At 44.3% G+C, this 20196-nt stretch carries 21 protein-coding genes; 15 read left to right on the forward strand and 6 right to left on the reverse strand.

Annotation, left to right across the window (positions count from 1 at the left end; translation table 11 throughout):
- Positions 1-55: 55 nt before the first annotated feature.
- Positions 56-1090, forward strand: coding sequence for an AraC family transcriptional regulator (locus ITG09_07605; protein ID UPR53477.1), 1035 nt, complete (start codon positions 56-58; stop codon positions 1088-1090).
- 4 nt (positions 1091-1094) lie between these two features.
- On the opposite strand, the gene ITG09_07610 is transcribed toward ITG09_07605, so the two are convergent.
- Both ITG09_07610 and ITG09_07615 read right to left on the reverse strand, forming a co-directional pair.
- Positions 1095-2045 (reverse strand): chromosome partitioning protein ParA, encoded by a 951-nt coding sequence (locus tag ITG09_07610; GenBank protein ID UPR53606.1) that lies wholly within the window; start codon positions 2043-2045, stop codon positions 1095-1097.
- Between the two features lie 39 nt (positions 2046-2084).
- On the reverse strand, positions 2085-3419 hold the full coding sequence (locus tag ITG09_07615) for a sphingomyelin phosphodiesterase (protein UPR53478.1): 1335 nt from the start codon (positions 3417-3419) through the stop codon (positions 2085-2087).
- Positions 3420-3583: 164 nt separating this feature from the next.
- Here ITG09_07615 and ITG09_07620 point away from each other — a divergent pair, with 164 nt between their 5' ends.
- Together ITG09_07620 and ITG09_07625 are read left to right on the forward strand one after the other, a co-directional pair.
- The gene (locus ITG09_07620) at positions 3584-3724 is read left to right on the forward strand and encodes a hypothetical protein (protein ID UPR53479.1); all 141 of its coding nucleotides are present in this window, start codon (positions 3584-3586) and stop codon (positions 3722-3724) included.
- 110 nt (positions 3725-3834) lie between these two features.
- The gene (locus tag ITG09_07625) at positions 3835-4356 is read left to right on the forward strand and encodes a DUF2058 domain-containing protein (GenBank protein ID UPR53480.1); all 522 of its coding nucleotides are present in this window, start codon (positions 3835-3837) and stop codon (positions 4354-4356) included.
- A 128-nt stretch (positions 4357-4484) separates the two neighbouring features.
- Here the strand turns inward: ITG09_07625 and ITG09_07630 are convergent, their stop codons facing one another.
- Entirely contained in the window at positions 4485-4706 is a 222-nt protein-coding gene (locus tag ITG09_07630) for a hypothetical protein (protein ID UPR53481.1), read from the reverse strand.
- Between the two features lie 294 nt (positions 4707-5000).
- Positions 5001-5885, reverse strand: a complete 885-nt coding sequence (locus tag ITG09_07635) for a LysR family transcriptional regulator (GenBank protein ID UPR53482.1) — start codon at positions 5883-5885, stop codon at positions 5001-5003.
- Positions 5886-6027: 142 nt separating this feature from the next.
- Here ITG09_07635 and ITG09_07640 point away from each other — a divergent pair, with 142 nt between their 5' ends.
- A complete protein-coding gene (locus ITG09_07640) occupies positions 6028-7038 on the forward strand; it encodes an aldo/keto reductase (protein UPR53483.1) in 1011 nt (336 codons plus the stop codon).
- A gap of 9 nt (positions 7039-7047) precedes the next feature.
- The gene (locus ITG09_07645; protein UPR53484.1) at positions 7048-7440 is read left to right on the forward strand and encodes a heme-binding protein; all 393 of its coding nucleotides are present in this window, start codon (positions 7048-7050) and stop codon (positions 7438-7440) included.
- Positions 7441-7553: 113 nt separating this feature from the next.
- On the opposite strand, the gene ITG09_07650 is transcribed toward ITG09_07645, so the two are convergent.
- Positions 7554-8927, reverse strand: a complete 1374-nt coding sequence (locus tag ITG09_07650) for an L-cystine transporter (protein ID UPR53485.1) — start codon at positions 8925-8927, stop codon at positions 7554-7556.
- 185 nt (positions 8928-9112) lie between these two features.
- On the reverse strand, positions 9113-9808 hold the full coding sequence (locus tag ITG09_07655; protein UPR53486.1) for an NAD(P)H-binding protein: 696 nt from the start codon (positions 9806-9808) through the stop codon (positions 9113-9115).
- Positions 9809-10516: 708 nt separating this feature from the next.
- Between ITG09_07655 and ITG09_07660 the strand changes: the two genes are divergently transcribed.
- The 10 genes from ITG09_07660 (at position 10517) to ITG09_07705 (ending at position 19962) form a co-directional block, all read left to right on the forward strand.
- Positions 10517-11128 (forward strand): flavin reductase family protein, encoded by a 612-nt coding sequence (locus ITG09_07660; GenBank protein UPR53487.1) that lies wholly within the window; start codon positions 10517-10519, stop codon positions 11126-11128.
- Positions 11129-11172: 44 nt separating this feature from the next.
- Positions 11173-12201 carry a nicotinate-nucleotide--dimethylbenzimidazole phosphoribosyltransferase gene (gene cobT, locus ITG09_07665; protein UPR53488.1) on the forward strand — a complete coding sequence of 343 codons (1029 nt, stop codon included), beginning with the start codon at positions 11173-11175 and terminating at the stop codon, positions 12199-12201.
- Positions 12201-13007, forward strand: coding sequence for an adenosylcobinamide-GDP ribazoletransferase (locus ITG09_07670; GenBank protein UPR53489.1), 807 nt, complete (start codon positions 12201-12203; stop codon positions 13005-13007). Before cobT ends, ITG09_07670 begins: the two co-directional genes overlap by 1 nt.
- Positions 13008-13016: 9 nt before the next feature.
- Positions 13017-13619, forward strand: coding sequence for a bifunctional adenosylcobinamide kinase/adenosylcobinamide-phosphate guanylyltransferase (gene cobU, locus ITG09_07675; protein UPR53490.1), 603 nt, complete (start codon positions 13017-13019; stop codon positions 13617-13619).
- A 9-nt stretch (positions 13620-13628) separates the two neighbouring features.
- On the forward strand, positions 13629-14246 hold the full coding sequence (locus tag ITG09_07680; protein UPR53491.1) for a histidine phosphatase family protein: 618 nt from the start codon (positions 13629-13631) through the stop codon (positions 14244-14246).
- A 139-nt stretch (positions 14247-14385) separates the two neighbouring features.
- Positions 14386-16182 carry a M3 family oligoendopeptidase gene (locus ITG09_07685; protein ID UPR53492.1) on the forward strand — a complete coding sequence of 599 codons (1797 nt, stop codon included), beginning with the start codon at positions 14386-14388 and terminating at the stop codon, positions 16180-16182.
- A 271-nt stretch (positions 16183-16453) separates the two neighbouring features.
- Positions 16454-17482, forward strand: coding sequence for a succinylglutamate desuccinylase (locus ITG09_07690; GenBank protein UPR53493.1), 1029 nt, complete (start codon positions 16454-16456; stop codon positions 17480-17482).
- A gap of 133 nt (positions 17483-17615) precedes the next feature.
- The gene (btuC, locus tag ITG09_07695) at positions 17616-18611 is read left to right on the forward strand and encodes a vitamin B12 ABC transporter permease BtuC (protein ID UPR53494.1); all 996 of its coding nucleotides are present in this window, start codon (positions 17616-17618) and stop codon (positions 18609-18611) included.
- Positions 18598-19356, forward strand: a complete 759-nt coding sequence (gene btuD / locus ITG09_07700) for a vitamin B12 ABC transporter ATP-binding protein BtuD (protein UPR53495.1) — start codon at positions 18598-18600, stop codon at positions 19354-19356. The genes btuC and btuD overlap by 14 nt, the downstream gene beginning before the upstream one ends.
- Before the next feature lie 351 nt (positions 19357-19707).
- On the forward strand, positions 19708-19962 hold the full coding sequence (locus ITG09_07705) for a DUF2607 family protein (protein UPR53496.1): 255 nt from the start codon (positions 19708-19710) through the stop codon (positions 19960-19962).
- Positions 19963-20196: the final 234 nt, after the last annotated feature.

The following is a 20196-nucleotide window of genomic DNA, read 5'->3' on the forward strand; positions in this document are numbered from 1 at the left end:
TGTTGAGGCTGAGTAGTCAGGTTTATGGGAATGGGCTCGATATAAGGAGAGACGATTGGAGATTATCGCGGAGTATAAGCCAACCGGGCATCGGCATCAGTTGGGTACATTAGATATCGCGCTGCTGATGAATACCTTAGAGCAACGAGGTATCGATATTGAAAGACTACTCAATGATGTGGGTTTGCCGAACATGGATTGGCGAGACCTGAATGGAAAGCTGACTTACGCTGATAAGCTCTCGTTATTTAGCGCGGCGAATCAGAGCTTTCCTCACGATGGCTTAGGGCTTTGGTTGGGAGAGCATGCTAGCTTGAGCCACTTTGGTGTGTTGGGTTATGCACTATCGGCCAGTCAAAATGTCGGGGAGGCCATCAAGTCAGGTTTTAAGTACCTGCGCTTAAACGGGCCTATCTTCTCGGTTAGATTGCTTTTAGATTCTGAACAAGCGGTGATCCAGATTGAAAATACTTTTGAGGTGGGAGAGCTACTTCCTTTCTGCAGTGAGTATTTCCTGAGTTCAATTGTCTCTTTGTTCAAAGAGCTGACAGGCCATGATCTGGATATTCACACTCTGGCTTTACCATACGTTCGCCCTAACTACGCCAAGCTTTATGATAACCGTTTCCAGTGTCCGGTGATTTTTGAACAAAACCATTGTGAGCTGCGTTTTGATGCCTCGGTTTTGGATCAAACCTTGTTGACTCATGATGCTGCAACACTGAAGCGTTATCTCGCGTCTTGCCAATCGATAGTCGATACGTTGGACTCTGAACATTTGTTGACTAACCAAATCAAAACGATCTTTTATCAAACTGCAGGTAGCTTCCCAAATATTGAACAACTCGCAGAAGAGTTTGGTTGTAGCTCTCGTACACTCAGGCGAGAGCTAGTGACCAATGACTCCAGCTATCAATTATTGCTTACCGAAGTTCGAGTGGAACTGGCCAAAGAGCTATTACTCGGTACAACCATGAGCATTGATGACATCGGTGAAAGGCTCGGTTATAGCGACCCCGCAAATTTCAGAAGGGCGTTTAAAGGTTGGCTCAATAAAACGCCCGCGCAGTTTCGTGACGGTTTAAGTTAAAGCGTTACTTGCTAAAAAACTGTTCTCTGAAATCGGTGACTTGCTGCTGATAGTAACTGTCCCAATCTTGTTGAGCCCAAGTGTTATGACTTGAGGTTCGCCGAGCGTTTAACGTTACTTTGAGTTGACTCAGTTGCTCGTGATAAGTCATCACGGTTTGTTTTTGTTGTACGACTTGTTGTTCGCGCTCGGCAATATCATGGGCTTTTGTTGCGTCTAAGTAGATCTCTTGAAGGTCGGTTTTGATTGAGACTATCTCAGAAGGACTATAACTGGTGGGTATCAAAGAGACAGCTAGCTCATATTTTTGAAGCTGTGTTTCGGCATTTAATGTGCCCGTATTGTTTTGCCATTCGTTAAGCAAATCTTGATAGTTGGCCAAAAACTGGCTCGCTTCGTTCTCTTCAAGGGTGTTGGCGTCAAGCGTAAAATCCAGATGAGCAAACTGGTCTGCGAATAACTGATGGGCCAACTCTCCCCATACTTGCTGTGCAGATTGTTTGAATAGGGCAACACGCTCTTCAAGTGTCTCTATGGATTCAAGAGGGATGGTACTTTGGGTTAATTGCCAGTCGACTGTGAGCTGTGGATAGTCGCTCAGCAACTCAAACCATATACTCGGCAACTCTGATTTCAATCGTGTCAGTTGCTCAGTGCAGTCATTGCGTTGTTGGCAAAGCGTCCAGAACTCATCGAGTTCATCGAATAGAGCCTTGCCTTCAAGCTCTGTCAAATTTTCAGCATACGTTTCCCCGCCCGATGATTCAGCTTCGGCTTGTTTGTTCTGTGATGCTGCATTTTCCGAACTGTTGGTTGCAGTTGGTGTGGAATTATCGTCGGCAGTTGTCGTAGAAACACGTGGCTTAGCTTCTGTGTGTTGAGCAGAAGATAGCGGTGTTTCAGTGGATTTTGATGACCACGAATAGCTAACAATGCTCGCCGTTAAGACGAGCATGAGGGTTAAGATAACTCGATGCATTATGGGTTCACCGGGTTACTTGATCACAGCACTAACAGGGAAGTGGTCTGAAAGGTTGTAGTGCTTCCATAACTCACTGCTTGTTGATCTTGGAACATCCACGCGATTGTCGTTATGCGCTTTAGCTGCATACTCTGAGCTCACTACCACATAATCGAGATACTCAACGTTCTCACCACCCGACATAGGTTCGCCCGCAAAGTTGTTGATGCGTGGGTCAAAGGTTGAAGCGGTGTAACCAGAGTAGGTTGGTTCATCAGCTTGCAGGTTAGCGAACATCTGTTGGTAGTCGTCTGGGAACTTCAGCTTGTTCACGTTGAAGTCACCGCTGTAAATAACCGTCTCTGAAGTTGGTATTTCCAGTGATTGAGCAAGCTGACGCATCTGTTTAAATTGACGCTGTCGGTAGTCACGAGCGGTATCCGTATCGAACGATGCTGTGTGCGTACCAAACACATGGTAAGCCTGACCGTTCTTGATAACCTCGGCATAATTAACCCCTTTGTCTGCGAAGCAATCCGTTCCGGTACAATCAGGGAAAACATACTGAGCTTCGTTAACGATAGGGTAGCGGCTGACAATGATTACGCCGCCGTCATGGATGTTAATCCCATCTTTATCGAGCATTTTGGTTTGGTACGGGTACTCTTTTGCAAGTTCACGCAAGAACTCATCTCTGCCGTTAGCAAACACCTCTTGTAGCGCCAGTACGTCATAGCCTTTTACGTATTGAGGGATAATGTCATAACGGTCACCGATGTGCGAGGCAATGGCAGGCAGCGCCCAGATGTTGTAGGTCATGACCTTGAGTGTATTGGCATCCGGCTCTGGCTGCTCATCCACTTTTGGCGGGGTGATGGTGTAATAAATGTCATCATAGCGCGCTGTAGAATCGGCTTTAAGTGCTAGCTCTGCATTGACCCCGAATGCATCGGTCGTGCTGCGATGAATATTACGATCGTCATGCAACGCTAGGTTGACGTCTGCGGCGCTCAAACCATGTTGCAGTGTTGAGTTATACCAATGTCCCTTCATGGTTTGGTTGAGCGTGACACTCTCACCCACTGCGTTCGATACCACAGTGTCAAACTCATAGGTCTTCCCAGATTTCACACCAGTCCAGCGGTTGAAACTGATCAGCTTCTTCGTCTCCCAAGGGCCAATCTGTTCAACATGCTGTTGCCACTCATCACCGAGTTGAAGCAGGTCGGTACCGCTGTGGTTGGCTTGAATGGTCATTACTTGATTGGTGTTATTGGTGAGATACACGTCGGTGTCTGCTATCGCAGAGGTCGAAGCGATTGATGTGGATGCCACAAGTGCAGCTAACCAAGTCCATTGAGTTTTCATCGTTTACGTTATCCTTATTGATTGATGTCTAGAATAACGTAGTCAAGAGTTATGACATTGGAGTTATAACTCTATGGCATTTATTCAAATATGAGATATATGCCAAGGTTTTATAAAATTGATTAACCATTGAAAATTAGCATATTGTCTTGTTGGAATGATAAATGGTACGCGCGCGAATAATAGAGTCAGTTAATGGTTTCGAGTCGGTAGGTGAGGCATTGTTAGTGTGTTTAAGTGAAAACTGTGTGGCGGGGAAAAGTGGAAGTGGTGAGCAACAAGAAGTGAATATGGACGCAGCTTAGAGCTATCAGCACAAATTTTGCGATTGTTCTGTAATTTGTTCTTGTTCAGTAAACAGAAACCTTAAAAACAGGTATGATAGTGCCGTTTTTAATCCTGAACTGGGAAAGTCATGGCAAAGTTAACACTCCAAGAGCAGATGCTTAAAGCTGGCTTGGTAAATGAGAAAAAATTAAAGAAGGCGAAGAAAGGCTCTAAAAAGTCTCGCGTTCAGTCTCGTGAAGCAAAAGCGGCAGCTGAAGAAACTAAACTGGCGCAGCAAGCGAAAGACAAAGAGCTAAACCAACAGTTGAAAGAGCAGCAGTTGAGCAAAGAAATTAAAGCTCAAGTGAAGCAACTGATTGAGATGAACAAGATCGAACAGAAGAACGGTGAGATCAAATACAACTTCACCGACGGTACGCTAGTTAAATACCTTTACGTAGAAGAGCTGACTCAAAAGCAACTAAGTAAAGGCATTCTAAGTATTGCTCGTCAAGGCGAGAGCTATGTTGTGATTCCAACAGCAGTAGCGAACAAGATTGCTATGCGCGACGAAGAATCTATCGTTGATACGCAGGCAGGTAGCACAGACGAAGTAGACGAAGATGACCCGTACAAAGACTTCGTGATCCCAGATGATCTAATGTGGTAATCCGTTTTACCTAGCTCCATTCTAATGGCTAGCTAAGTTTACAGGATCTAAGAATGCAGCGAACAATCACTCGATTGTCGCTGCATTTTTTTTTGCGTGAAATGACTTAAGTAAATGTGGAATAACACTTAATGCTCTGACATGCCGTAAACAAGGCTATCATTGGTACTTGCATGATCGATGAAGTCGGTATTAGCGCGCTGTTCGTGTTGGTCATAGCCATCGAAGTAACAGTCGCCAATTTCATTGCGCGGGCACACGTGAATGTGGTCTTTAATGACCAGTTCGGTAGAACAGCATGGGCAATGCTTTACATGTCCAGTGAGTACCGTAGATCGATTTGGTTTCATACATCCTCCTGATAGGCAATATAATATGATTGCCTATTTGCCCCCTAAGTTACGCAAATTAGTGTGTCGTTATGATTTCATTTTTAAGTCAATAAAAAACGATTCGTAGAGTGAATATTTAGGTATTAATGTAAGACCAAGAAATAATAAAACGAACTAAGAATAGAAAGTGGATCGGCCATATAGTCGGCTTTCACTGGTATAACATTCAGCCGAAGAGGTTGAAGTCGAGCTCGCTACGACGAATATGTTGGTCAGATGAAACCAACAAGCCCTAGTGAGCTGTGTATCATTTTATCGACTTAAACTTTCAAAGTAATTCTGAACAAATTTAACGAACACTTGGTGTTTCTTTGCCGGATAAATAACTTGCGGATAGAACAGGTAAATACTGTTGCCATGTTGCAGACATTCATTAGGCAGCACTCTTTCTAACTCTCCAAGCTCAACCTCTTTCGCAACGTAGTAACTCGCGATACGAATAATACCGCTTCCTACTATGGCTTGTTGCTTAAGCAAGTGATTGTCATTACTTGAAAGCCAGCCGGACACATCAATGTTTGCAGACTTTAAAGGCCACTCGGTTTGATGCAGCGTTGCTAAGCATTGATGATCACTTAAGTCACTCACATTGGTTGGACGACCAAATTGATCAAGATAACCGGGCGTTGCGACTAAATCATGCTGATAGCTAATCAAATGTTTCGCCACCATGTTGTCCGGTGGGGTATTGGTGGCGCGAAACGCGATATCGATATCATCTTGGTTGAGATTAAAGTTGGTGTAGCTGCTATTTATCTCAAAACGGATCTCTGGATATTGCTGCCTAAACTGTTGGCAGATATCGAATAGATATACCTCAGTAAACATCTTTGGCGCGGTGAGACGCAATAGACCTTTTACGATGTCGTGTTGTTCCGAAACACTACGCTCGAGCTGCAACACTTGAGAACGAATCGTTAAACCTTGTTGTAACGCGCGTTCGCCTTCTTGAGTTAAACGAACACTGCGCGTGGTTCTGACCAAAAGAGGGCACTGTAAATCATTCTCTAAACGTTTGATCTGCTCAGAAAGGTAGCTCTTAGAGATACCGAGCTTTTCTGCTGCTTTGGTAAAGTTAAGTTGCTGAGCAAGTTCCACAAATAGGATCAGTCGTTCTATTCTCTTGTGCTCGTTCATGTGCGTATGCCTTCAAAATTGGTCAGCTCTATTGTTCGTCATATCAAACAATCATTTCGTAACTAGCATATTCTGTTTTCTAAAAAGAACAATATGATAGAGGCATATTTATTGGCATCAAATCTTCAAAGCGAGATCAGGTATGACGAACAGCATTGAATCTACAAATAAAACGAATGATAAAAAGAGCATTCCGTTATCAAACTATCTACCGAATGTCGGGCAGGTTGCCTACGGCTGCATGGGCTTAGGTGGTGGCTGGAATGATAATCCAGTAACGGCGGCTGATGTAGCGCAAACACGCAGCGTAATCGACACAGCATTAGAGTCAGGGATCAACCTGTTCGACCATGCAGACATTTATACCTTCAGCAAAGCAGAGCAAGCTTTTGGTCAAGCGTTACAGCAAGCTCCTGAATTACGTGATCAGATGTTCATTCAATCTAAATGTGGTATTCGTTTTGAAGGCGAGGGCAATGTTGGTCGTTATGATTTCTCGGCAGATTGGGTAAGTCAATCGGTAGACGGCATTCTCAACCGATTGAATACTGAAAAGCTCGACGTGCTGTTACTACATCGCCCCGATCCTTTGATGGAACTCGATGAACTAGCAAGAACGCTAGAAGATTTGAAAGCTCAGGGCAAGGTCGATTTCTTCGGTGTCTCTAACATGAACAGCCACCAAATTCAGTACCTACAATCTGCGCTCGGGCAACCCATTGTCGCAAATCAAGTTGAGATGAGCTTGGCTAAGCTTGATTGGCTTAATGATGGCGTGATGATTAACTCGCAAGGTCACCATCAATCTGATTTTGCTGCAGGCACACTTGAGCATTGCCAAATGAAGGGCATTCAATTGCAAGCGTGGGGCTGCTTGGCACAAGGTCGATTTGCTGAGCAAGGTTTGTATTCAGAACATGACAACGTGAAAAAGACCGCGCATTACGTAGCTCAGCTAGCGAATCAATATGGCGTAGAAAGTGAAGCGATTGTGTTGGCGTTTTTACTTCGTCATCCAGCAGGTATTCAGCCTGTTATTGGTACGACTAACCTAGAGCGAATCAAAGCTTCGGCAGTCGCGACTCAGATAAATCTGTCGCGTGAAGAGTGGTACAACTTATACGTGTATTCACGTGGTCAAGCGCTGCCTTAAGGAATGAGAATGTTGAATCAAAAGATCGTACAGCAACTTGTGTCTAGCGCTCTCAACATTGCCGAGCGTAATCAACAAGCAATCGCGGTGAGCGTGTGTGATACGCACGGTGAGTTATTGGCGTTTATTCGTATGGATAATGTGAGCGTACAAGCCGGATTGTTAGCACAGAACAAAGCTTATACGTCTGCAAGAGACAGACAGCCAAGTGGTAACTTAGGTGCTTGGGCGAGAGAAACCGGTAAAGATTTAAGTTACTGGACCGACTCTAAGATCACTGGTTTCAAAGGTGGTGTTCCAATTGAACATCAAGGGCAGGTGATTGGTGCTCTCGGTATCAGCGGGTTGAGTGAAGATGACGATGAAGCACTTGCCGAAAAAGTGATTCAACTGATGATCTAAGTTTAGTTAGGTGTGAAGTAACAAACGTTATAAACAACAGATAATAAAAAACCAATGCATGTGCATCGGTTTTTTGTTTAACGAGACTCAAGTTATTAAATCAATCGAACCGATTAAGCGTTCGCTTGCTCCAGATCTTGTTGCTTGTCTTTCTTACCCAATAGGCGACTTGTGATAGTACCGGCTGTCATTGCACCTGATACGTTAAGCGCTGTACGTGCCATATCGATAAGCGGCTCGATAGAGATAAGCAGTGCAGCGATAGTCACTGGAAGGCCCATCGCTGGTAATACGATAAGTGCAGCGAACGTTGCACCGCCACCCACACCCGCGATACCGAATGAGCTCACTGTAATAATCGCAATCAGAGACAGAATGAAGTTGATGTCCATTGGGTCGATGCCGACTGTTGGCGCAACCATAACTGCTAGCATTGCAGGGTAGATACCTGCACAGCCATTTTGGCCAATTGTTGCACCGAAAGTAGCAGACAGGTTAGCAATCGCTGGTGGCACGTTTAGCTTAGTGATTTGAGCTTCAACGTTCAGTGGAATTGTTGCTGCAGAACTACGAGACGTGAAAGCAAATGTCAGTACAGGCCAGATTTTTTGGAAGTACTCTTTCGGGTTTACACCAACAAAAGAGACCAACACACCGTGGACAACGAACATCAGGATGATTGCGACGTAAGAAGCAACGATGAAACCCAGTAAGCTTAGGATGTCAGAAGCACTTGATGTTGCTACAACTTTCGCCATTAACGCAGCGATGCCGTATGGCGTTAGTGCCATAATCATCTTAACTAAGCGCATTACGATAGATTGAGCCGCTTCAACGAAAGTGCGAATTGGTGATTCCAACTCTTCTTTCTCTGCCATCACTTTACGAGCAGCGATACCTGTTAGCACACCGAAGATAACCACCGCGATGATTGAAGTTGAACGAGCACCGGTTAGATCTGCAAACGGGTTAGTTGGAATGAAGCTAACCAGCATTTGTGGAATCGTTAGGTCAGACACACTTCCCATGCGGTTTTCTAGTGTTGCGATACGAGCCGTTTCACGAGCACCTTCTGTTAGGCCTTCTGCCGAAAGACCGAATGCTTGAGCCACAGCAATACCCACAATCGCAGAGATCGCTGTGGTTACCAATAATACTGAAATAGTGATACCAGAAATCTTGCCCAGTGACCCACCTTTCTCAAGCTTCACCACTGCCGCAATCATTGAAACCAATACTAATGGCATGATCACCATTTTTAGTAGGCCAACATAGCCGCTGCCGACAACATTTACCCAATCCAACGTTTCTTTGATGGCCGGGTTGCCTTCACCCAGTAGCAGCTGTAAGCCTAATCCGAAAGCACTACCAAAAACCAAACCTAATAGAACGAGACGAGAAAGTGTGTTTTCTTTTTTCTGCTGTCCGTAGAGAAAGAAGAGGATACCAGTGAATACCGATAAGGCAGCGATAGCTGAAAATGACATTTGTTTTCCTTATGAATTTCTTTATATCGATAGCGCGATTAAATATATGGGCGCAAATACTGTTAGCTACAGTAGCGACCTGTAATAAAACGTAAAATAAGGAAAAGTAATTTAATAGAACGATAAGTAATATCCACTCAATAGGATGGGTGGATATTCAACATTGTGATGAATAGGTGAGCTTTTTAGCGATATTTTGCTAATAAATTGAGCATGTCACTCGATGAGTAAATTTCGATATTTTGGAAATTATTTTCGAATAATCGGAACAACATTGCTTTGGCTACGTCTTTCGACTGAATAGGTCGAAGATTTTTGAACTTACCAAACATAAACGGAGACAGCAGAGGAAAGAGACTTTGCAGGAGTTTTTCATCAGCTCTTGGTTCATCACGTTCACCCACCAGCGGACCAGGACGTGCGATGAAAAGCTGCTTGAAGCCAATGCGCATCAAATTTTGTTCCATTTGCCCCTTGCACTTTAGGTAGTGGGAATAGGAATCTAGTGAAGCGCCATAGCTAGAAACGACCGCCACGCGTTGAACTCCAAGAAACTTCATCGACTGTGCTACTTGGCTAACCAGTTCGACATCAATTTTGCGAAGCGCTTCTTTTGAGCCTGCCTTTTTCTTGGTCGTACCTAAGCAGATAACGCCAAGATTAGGCGTCGCATTCGCGTCATCCCAACAGGTAACTTGCAGGTCACTGTGAATAAGAGTGTGGAGCTTGGTGGAGTCAAATTGTGAGTCTAATGCTCTTCGGGATAGGGCATAGATATGATCAACCGCTGGTTCATCGATGAGCAACTTCATCACATGATGACCAATTAGCCCTGTTGCACCGGCCACCACGACCGATGTTTTGTCTCCAGAAATGCTCATTCTAATCCCTTATTCACTGCACAAGTGCTTGTTTAATATAAACAGTGTTTGAATTTTAAGCGAATAAAAATTTGTTAAACGAGTGGTCAGTAGCTTAGGAGCGGGCTCCGGTTTATGGAAAAAGAGGTGATTTCGTTTGGTTTGAAATTTAAGTTAGGCTTTAAATATAACAAAGCCCGTTGGGCGACGGGCTTTGTTACTTTCTTTACAACTTATTAGGTGAAGGATAGTGGGATTTTCCTTACCTTTTTGCTAGCTTTCTTACCGGACTTATTAGGTTTTCTTTTACTTGAGTTTGGAATCATTACACCTCCTAAATCTTAGTTTCTTTGCTTTGTTGCTTGTAGTCGACTCTTTGAAGCTAAGTGATGGCAGTCACTTTATTTTTTACGATGTTGCTCAACTTACTTTAAGTCTAACTTATCAATTGAGAGGGATTGAAAAGCTATTTGCTTAACTTACTAAAAGGAGAGGTTAGTAAGTTAAATTAGTTAAAGCATAATCGATGCCAAAACGTAAGTGATTGATTTTTGGTTTTGGCGGTGTCTAACCTCAGACCATGTTGTCTTTTTGATTCTCAATTTGAGAAAAGTGGCCTTGAACTGCTCAAATTAAGAACACTCTCTGCGGTTTCCGTCATATAGCCATAGATACAGCTTTGCTTAACACGTAAACTGAGTCGTAATTCACATAGACCAAGGACGTGCTATGAACCTCAAGCTTGATACTCTAGCTCCCACTCAGATCTATCACCTGATGACACAAACCGTTGTTCCTCGCCCTATTGCGTGGGCATTGACGGAATCTTCTGAACAAGAGTACAACCTAGCGCCTTTCTCTTATTTCACGCCTGTTTCCAGCAATCCGCCGCTACTGATGTTATCGGTTGGGAAGAAGCCATCGGGCGAAATCAAAGACACCACTCGTAATGCCCTTGAAACAGGTAAACTGGTGATTCACATTGCTTCTTCAAATTCTGCAGAAACAATGACAGCAACAGCAGCGACTCTCGATCACGGTGAATCTGAAGTAACCGCGAATAATATCGAGTTGGTTGAGTTTGAAGGCTTTTCTTTACCTAGAGTGAAGGAGTGTGCGGTCGCTTTTGGCTGCACCTTGTACGAAGTGAAAGAGGTTGGAGAAGTGCCACAAAGCCTTATTTTTGCTCAAATCGAAACCGTGTACATTGCTGAAGATGTGATCGATAAAGAGAGTGAACGTCTTAAGGTTGATGCGTTAGCATTGGACCCACTGTCTAGACTTGGTGGCGGTGAATACGCCACGCTTTCCAATGTGTTCTCTGTCGCTCGTCCTAAATAGCCATTCCTAAATTAATGTACCCAGAATAAGCGTTTTTAAAAACTATGTTAGATACCCAATACTCGCAGTACATCCAACACCGAATTGACCAAAAAACCAAACCACTCGGTGCGCTTGGCTTATTAGAAAAAATCGCACATCAACTGGCATTGATTCAGAGCCAAGGCAAAGAAGCTGCGGTGGAACACATTGAATTGAATAAGCCAAGTATCATCATTTTTGCTGGCGACCATGGCATAGCAGATGAAGGTGTGAGCATTGCTCCAAGTGCCGTCACGCAACAGATGGTGTTGAACTTCTTGAGCGGTGGCGCGGCGATCAATTGCTTCTGTACGGTGAACAACATCGATATCACGGTAGTAGATACGGGTATATTGTTGCCTGTGAAATCTGACAGTGACATGTTGATCTCTCAGCGCTTGGGTACACGGACCAATAACTTTGCCAATGAAGCGGCAATGAACTTGGAAACGGTGGAACGAGGTATAGATTTGGGTGCGAAACTTGTTTCAAAAACTATCTCGAACGACACCAATATCATCATGTTTGGTGAAATGGGCATCGGTAATACCAGCAGCGCATCAGCGATCTTAAGTGCATTGTCGAATCGTGCTGCAGCGGAGTGTGTTGGCCTAGGCACTGGTATCAACAACGAACAGTTAGCACGAAAAGTAGCGGTGGTTGAGCAGGGCGTAGCTCGCTGCAAAGGACTCGATCCTAAATCGGTTTTGGCTCAAGTCGGTGGCTATGAAATCGTTCAAATGGTCGGTGGTTTCCTTGGTGCATACCAAAATAGAACACCGGTATTGGTCGATGGTTTTATCGTGTCAGTCGCGGCGTATGTCGCGACCTTAATTGAACCGAATTGCCGTGACTATATGATCTTTGCACATCGCTCTGAAGAGTCAGGGCACAAAATTTTGTTAGAGCTGCTAGACGCTGAACCTCTGCTCGATCTTGGATTGAGGTTAGGCGAGGGTACAGGCGCAGCTTTGGCTATGCCAATTATTCGTGCGGCAGCCGAGTTCTATAACAACATGGCGAGCTTCGAAAGTGCGGGAGTCACGGTTTAATGAGTGATGCACCAGAAAGGTCTTTGAAAGATCGAGTCACTTATCAGTGGGAGCTGTTTTCGTTGGCAATGGGCTTCTTTTCTCGTTTGCCGATGCCAAAGGATACCCCTTATTCATCAGAGCGAATGAACCGTTCTGGGCGCTACTTTTCAACGGTTGGTTTGTTACTTGGTGTTCTGTGTGGCGGTGTATTCTTGCTACTCGATGCCATACTGCCGAGTGCAGTGGCCATCTTTTTGATGATGAGTTTTAGCTTGATGCTCACTGGCGCTTTCCATGAGGACGGTTTGACCGACATGGCGGATGGCATTGGTGGTGGCATGACTTTAGAACGCCGCTTGACCATCATGAAAGATAGCCGCATCGGTACATACGGCGCGTCTGCGCTGATCATGGCTCTGCTTGGCAAGTGGGTTTTGCTCAATGAACTCGTCAGCATGACTGGATTGTTTTTGGTCATTGTGACGAGCTACACCTTTAGCCGTGCGATTGCTGCATCGCTGATTTACGACATGCCTTATGTTAGCGACTTGGATACCAGTAAAAGCAAGCCATTGGCCAACAAGCAAACTAAGGGCGAGCTCGTTTTTCTCTTGCTTGTAGGCGTACTGCCTAGTCTGTGGTTTGGTCTTGAATTCGCTTTGATTTTATCTGTCGTTGCCTATCTGTTCAGAACAGGTTTCAAAAAGTGGTTAACGGCTCGAATTGGTGGCTTTACTGGTGACTGCTTGGGGGCTGCTCAACAGTTAATGGAGTTACTGATTTATCTTGTATTCATTACTGCATTTTACAATGGTTTTCTATAACGGCTTCCTATGACTAACATGAATCAAACTAATCAAACAAGCCAGCGAAACAGCCACCTGGTATTGGGTGGAGCTCGTTCTGGTAAGTCGAGTTTTGCAGAGCAACAAGCATTATGTGCGCTTGAAGCATGTTCAAATGGACGCCTCAATTATATTGCGACAGCGACGTATCTTGATGACGAAATGCGAGAGCGAATAGCGCACCATCAACAACGTCGTGGGAAACAGTGGATTGAGCATGAAGTACCCGTTGAGTTAGCTGAAAAACTGCAGTCTTTTGACCAAGATGATGTGGTGCTGATTGATTGCCTAACCTTGTGGCTGAACAACATCATCTTTGAATTGGGTGATGACGCAACCAATGAACAGGTTGAAGTTGTGATTGAAGCTTTGATTAGAAGCGTGGAACAAAGCCCAGCACACATTATCATGGTGTCTAACGAAGTCGGTTTGGGCGTGGTGCCACTGGGTAAAGTGTCGCGCTTGTTTGTCGACAATGCTGGGCGAATGAACCAAGCATTGGCTCGCGTTGTCGAACGAGTTACGTTGATAGCCGCCGGATTGCCACTGCGCTTAAAACCATCTAATCATTCGCTTGATACTCAAGGTTAGGTCTAACTCATGGTCAACGGAACAACCAAAAACATCTATTTGCTAAGACATGGCAAAGTTGAAGGGAAAGCAGCACTCAATGGTTTATCTGATGTGTTGGTTAACGCAGATCTTCAACAACAGATAGGCGAGGCGCTCGTTACACAAGACATTACCTTTGAGAGCATAGTTACTTCACCACTAAGACGATGTAGTGACCTCGCGAACTTGTCTGCACAGCGTATGTCTTTGCCTTTGTCTGTTGTAACAGGTTTTCAGGAAATGAACTTCGGTGAAGTAGATGGTGTTCCATTTGATGAACTTGAAGACAAGTGGGAGATGCTAGAAACCTTTTGGCAAGCTCCTGCGAATCATCAATTAACGGGTGCAGAAAGTTTACAAGGTTTCCACGACAGAGTAACTCAAGCTTGGTCGCAACTTTTGAACGATCCAAGTGACAATATATTGTTGGTTACTCATGGTGGTGTGATTCGCATATTGTTAGCGCACTGCCTTGATATTGATTGGAAAAACCCGAGTTTGTACTCGAAGTTATCGATAGAAAACGCGTCGATAACTCATATTCAAATTACTCAGTTTGCACAGAGCTTTATTAGCGTCAAATCGATAGGGCTGCCTGTTCTCTGAGTGTTAAAAATACACAGTTTAAGAATTAACAATCTATTAGACCTGTAAATTGAAACAGAAATATAAATAGAAGTATAAAGCGACGTTTACAGCCGCTATACCAGATTGGTATTACTACCTACGTGAAAGGAATTTAGTCATGACAACACCAAGTTGGGATCTAAGCATTGCTTATAGCGATCTTAATGATGCAAAAATCGAACAGGACATTGAACTCATTCAGCAGTGTATTGAATTGTTGAACCTACACGTTGAAAAGCGTCATATCATTCTAGCGATGCAAAACGCGATTCAAACTTCAGAAGCGGCAGGCACGTTACTCAGTACGATCAACACCTTCGCTAATTGCCACGCATCGGTCGACGCGACACACACAGAAGCCAAAGCACTGCTTGGTCGTGTTGCGAAGCTAAACTCTGAAATGTCTCAAGCGTTCAGCCCTTACGAAGACATGCTAATTCACGCAGAACCAGAATTTATTGATGCAGTATTAGAGCATGACAGCGCAGATGTAGCAGGGCAACGCTTTGCGATTGAAAGCTCGCGTAAGTTATCAAGCAGCCGACTCAGTGTTGCTGAAGAGCAGTTACTAGCTGCGATGAAAGTCGATGGCCGCGATGCATGGGGTCGTTTATACGATAACCTGACGGGTTCTTTAAAACTGTCACTAAAGCTGGACGGTGAAGACGAAGCTCTAGGTTTTTCACAAGCCGCGAGTTTGTTGTATGGCAGCGAATTCGACAAACAAGAACCGGCATGGCGCGCGGTTCAAGGTGCAATGAAAACGCATCAAGAGTCGTTTGCTTCGATTCTAAATGCATTGGCAGGTTGGCGACTGACTGAAAACAAAAAGCGCTCGAAAATAAGCGACGTGCATTTCCTTGATCCAAGCCTACACGGTAGCCGCATTGTGCCAGAAACGCTAGATACTATGATGTCGGTTGCAAAAGCCAATCGCGCAGTAGGCCAGAAAGCGGGTCTATTGATGGCAAGAGTTCACGGCTTGGATGAAATGAAGCCTTGGAACCATTTAGCGGCTATGCCACCACTCGGTGACAGCGAATCTAAAGTTTATCCATTTGATGAAGCGATCGAAGTGATTAAAACCGCCTTCGCTGAAGTCAATCCAGAGATGTCTGATTTTGTCACATTAATGGTTGAGAACGGTTGGATTGATGCCGCGCCTGCTGCGAACAAACGCCTAGGTGCGTACTGTACTAAGTTTGCAGCCACTCGCACGCCATTAGTTTTCATGACTTGGAATGGTAGTCGCTCAGATCTAATGACATTAGCTCATGAATTGGGCCACGCTTTCCACAACTGGGTGATGAAAGACATGCCACTGTGTCAAACTCGCTACCCAATGACGCTAGCAGAAACCGCTTCGATCTTTGCTGAGAATATTGTTCGTGACCACTTGTTGAAGCAAGCACAAACACGAAATGAAAAATTGGAAATGCTGTGGGAAGAGCTTTCTTCTTCTTTGGCATTAATGGTGAACATTCCCGTTCGTTTTGAGTTTGAGAAAGCCTTCTACGAGCAGCGTGAAAAAGGCGAACTAACAGCTAAGCAGCTGTGTGACTTAATGGAAACGACTTGGAAAGATTGGTACGGCGATGCAATGACAGAAGCCGACCCTTACTTCTGGGCGAGTAAGCTGCACTTCAGCATCTCTCAAGTGAGCTTCTACAATTACCCATACCTGTTCGGTTACTTATTCAGTAAAGGCGTTTACGCACAACGTGATTCTAAGGGCGAACAATTCTACGGCGATTATGTCTCATTGCTTCGTGATACTGGCAGCATGATGGCAGAAGAAGTGGTACAAAAACACCTTGGAATGGATCTGACTGAAGCCGATTTTTGGCAACAAAGCATCGATATGGTCAAAGTTCAAATTGATGAATTTGAAAGATTACTGAATCAGAAAGATTAATTGATCTCAATCTGTTCATCGTGGGTAAGAGCTGTGTTAGCTTACGTGGCTCTTATCTTGCTGAAATGACTAAATTTAAAATGGTCATCTAGAACAGAATTAAAAAATCATTATTTGGAACAGACGTCGGTTTGTTGATAAGCAAGAAATCTAAAATATATGGGCAGTATTTGTGAGTGATAACGGAGTTTCTGTTGATAAGTGCGATCCTAGCAACACAATTTCTATGAACAATTTATTAACATACGGCCGTGCAATTAAGGAGTAGCGCATGACGAAGACCCTCTTTCGCCAATCATTTCTTTTTGACAGCCTAGATCTTGAGCAAGAAGTGTTTGCAGAACAGACCGTGCTAAGCAACGGTGTTCAAATTAAGCTTCATCAACGTGGTGTGTTGGAAGTGATTCCCGCGGAATATAATTCTGAAACTAAGAACATCATCTTTTCAACAGGTGTTCATGGCGACGAAACCTCTCCAATGGAGCTTATCGATAAGCTCATTGAGGATATAGAAACAGGCTTTCAGGAAGTTAACGCGAGATGCTTGTTTATCATCGCTCACCCTGAAGCAACCAACGCGCATACTCGTTTTCTTGACGTGAACATGAATCGTCTGTTTGATGAAAAGCAGCACGAGAGCAATCGAGAAGTGGATATTGCGAAGAACTTAAAGTTCTTAGTGACTGAGTTTTATAAACAAACGGAACCTGCCACTCGCTGGCATCTAGATCTGCATTGTGCGATCCGCTTGTCTAAGCATTATTCGTTCGCGGTGAGTCCTAAGGTTCGACACGAAGTTCGCAATAAAGAGCTGTTTGATTTCATTAATAGTGCGCACGTTGAAGCGGTGTTGTTGTCGAACGCACCAACCAGTACATTTAGCTGGTACAGTGCCGAAAACTTCGCCGCTCAAGCGTTAACAATGGAGCTAGGGCAGGTCGCGCGAATTGGTGAGAACCAGCTTGATAAGCTCACTGCTTTTGACTTGGCGATGCGTAACCTGATTGCTGAAATAGAACCCGAGCATTTGCCAAAGAAAACCATTACCTATCGTGTAAGCCGAACGATTGTTCGTTTGCACGATGACTTTGATTTCATGTTCTCTGATGACGTTGAGAATTTTACCGCGTTCAAGCACGGTGAAGTGTTCGGTCATGATGGTGATAAACCATTAATGGCGAAGAATGAAAACGAAGCTGTGGTGTTCCCAAATCGAAACGTGGCCATTGGTCAGCGAGCGGCCTTAATGGTGTGCGAAGTTGAAACACGGTTCGACCACGGTCAGCTTGTGTACGATTAATATCCAGTCGGATTTAAGCGACTAAAACAACCACTCAACTGGTTGAAATATCAAGGTTCACATTACGGTGTGAGCCTTGAGTTTATTTAGGGATACAGGTAAGGTTACGCGAACAATTTCAAAGTAGCTTGATATGGATTTCCAACAACTTCTTCACCAAAAACAGCACAAATGGACCCGAGCCATTTATCTGATGACAGCACTGCTTGTCGCGCTGAGTGTAATTTACCTAATGGTTGGCGATCTCTTTATTTCCCCTCTGGGCACCTTGTCCGCGTTAGAACAAAAACTACTGATTGATTTACGCTTACCTCGATTATTGGCTGCGATTGCTATCGGGGCTGGTTTAGCTGTGTCTGGCGCAAGTTTGCAAGTTTTACTCGGTAATGTATTAGCCGAACCCGGTGTGCTCGGTATTTCAGGTGGCGCGAGTTTAGCAATGGTGGTCGTGTTGTTCTTCTTGCCGTTTGCTCCGACTCCAGAACTCTTCATGATCGCCGCTGTTTTAGGTTCGCTCTGTTTCACCGTGATTCTGGTGAGCATGGTCAAAACGATGCGACTGACCACGGCCAAATTATTGCTGGTGGGTGTCGCGTTAGGCATTCTTTCAGGCGCGATGGTGACATGGGCGTTCTATTTTAGTGATGACCTCAGCCTTCGCCTATTAATGTACTGGTTGATGGGCAGTTTAGGTGGCGTGACTTGGTATCAACACTCACTGACGTTAGTGATGATCCCCGTGATTATTTGGTTGTGTTTGCAAGGTAGTAAGCTAGATAAGTTAATGATTGGCGAAACGCATGCTGCACAGTTAGGTGTGAACGTTCCGAGATTACGCTGGCGTTTAATCTTCGCTGTGTCTATTTTAGTCGGTTGCGCGGTGGCATTGGGCGGCGTGATCAGCTTTGTTGGCTTGGTTGTGCCACACTTGTTACGTTTAGCAATTGGTACCGACAACCGATATCTTCTTCCTTTGTCTGCCGTTGCTGGCGCTGCATTGTTGGTGTTTGCTGATATTTGCGCGCGTACATTACTCGATTCTGCAGAATTGCCTTTGGGTGTGATGACCACCAGTATCGGTGCGCCTATCTTCATTTGGATGTTAATTAAAAATCATGATTCAAATTAAGAGCCTGAGCGTCGGCGCTCGTTTATTACCACTATCATTTGAGCTCAATCAAGGGCAGGTAACTCACGTTATAGGTCCCAATGGCAGTGGTAAAAGTACCTTACTCGAAGCGATATCGGGTATTGGTGATGGTTACAAAGGCTATATAAAGATCGATGGGCAAGACTTATCTGTGTTGTCTTTACAAGACTTATCATTACACCGTGCTTATCTTTGTCAAAGCGCAAGGCCAGCCTTCAACTTAGAAGTGTTCCAATATCTCGCGCTCTCATTACCGAGTTCATCACACGGACTTGATACTGAAATCAACGCAGCTTTGGAAGAAATTAGTCAGATGTTGGACATCACAGACAAACTTCATCGTTCAATTCAGACACTATCTGGTGGTGAATGGCAACGCGTTCGCTTGGCAGGCATGTGTCTGCAAATCTGGCCGACGCTTAATCCTTACGCAAAGCTGCTGATCCTCGATGAACCCGCAGCTCCGTTGGATATTGCTCAAGAAGGCTTGTTATACAAGCTGATCGACCGAGTGGCAGAGAAGGGCATAGCTGTGATTATGGCAAACCACGACCTGAACCGGACCCTAAGACACGCAGACCAAGTGTTGTTGCTCGACAAAGGTGTACTTCAAGCATCAGGCAGTGCAGAACAAGTGCTCACCCCTGAGCAGCTAGAGTCCGTGTTCAACACTGAAGTAAAAAGTATCTCTGTAGATGGTCAAACCTATCTAGTCTTCGAGTAACGTCACTTTTCATAACGTAGCTTCTAATAACGTTACTTTTTATAACACGATGGACTCTTTTTAAGAGAAGGACCTTTAAATTATCACTGCGCGTTTGAAGGTTTTTTAATAACTCCTGCTGTATTCGCTCGAATACTCTTCTAGCCAGTATTACTGATTTATAAATAGAAGCGGTTACGCTGATTTTGGTTTGTCATCGTTCTCGTTTATATAGTGATGAGAATGATTTTGATTAGTGATATTACTTTGATCTAGATACAAAAATGGCATGTTTATCAATGGTAGTCTCCTTAGCATTACCTTGATAGGGCCAACACTCTGAACTTTTTCTCTCGCACTGCGAAACGCACATTGTTGATTTTGTCGTTATTCATGCTTCCTTTGAGCTTGAACATATCGTCGATCGTGCACCAGTTAGAAATGGGAGAAGAGATACATGCGCAGCATCATTGTGGTATTTATGACGCGGTACAAAGTGCCGTTCATAGCAGTAGTTTCCCCATTACAACTAAGACTCAAGCGCCGACTTATCAAAAGTTGACGCGCTTTTCAATATCACTTCCCATATTCGAACTGCCTCGTACTCGTTCGCCTCCATACGTTTAGCCTCAAAAGTATCGTTATCTATTAGTCCATCATCGTCGCATCTATTCGTCCTCAAGACGTTTATGTGTTCTGCGCCTATGCGTGGCTTTTGTTGGCAACATGATTAGGGGACATACGCCGTCTTGTTGTCGCTGCATTTAATAGAACAAACGAAATCATCACCAAATTTTCTAACGACATCATTCTTATTGTTGAAACAAACAATAAGAAAAATGAATGTGTCACTAACTCTTG

The sequence above is a fragment of the Vibrio cyclitrophicus genome, from assembly GCA_023206055.1.
Lineage (GTDB): Bacteria > Pseudomonadota > Gammaproteobacteria > Enterobacterales > Vibrionaceae > Vibrio > Vibrio cyclitrophicus_A.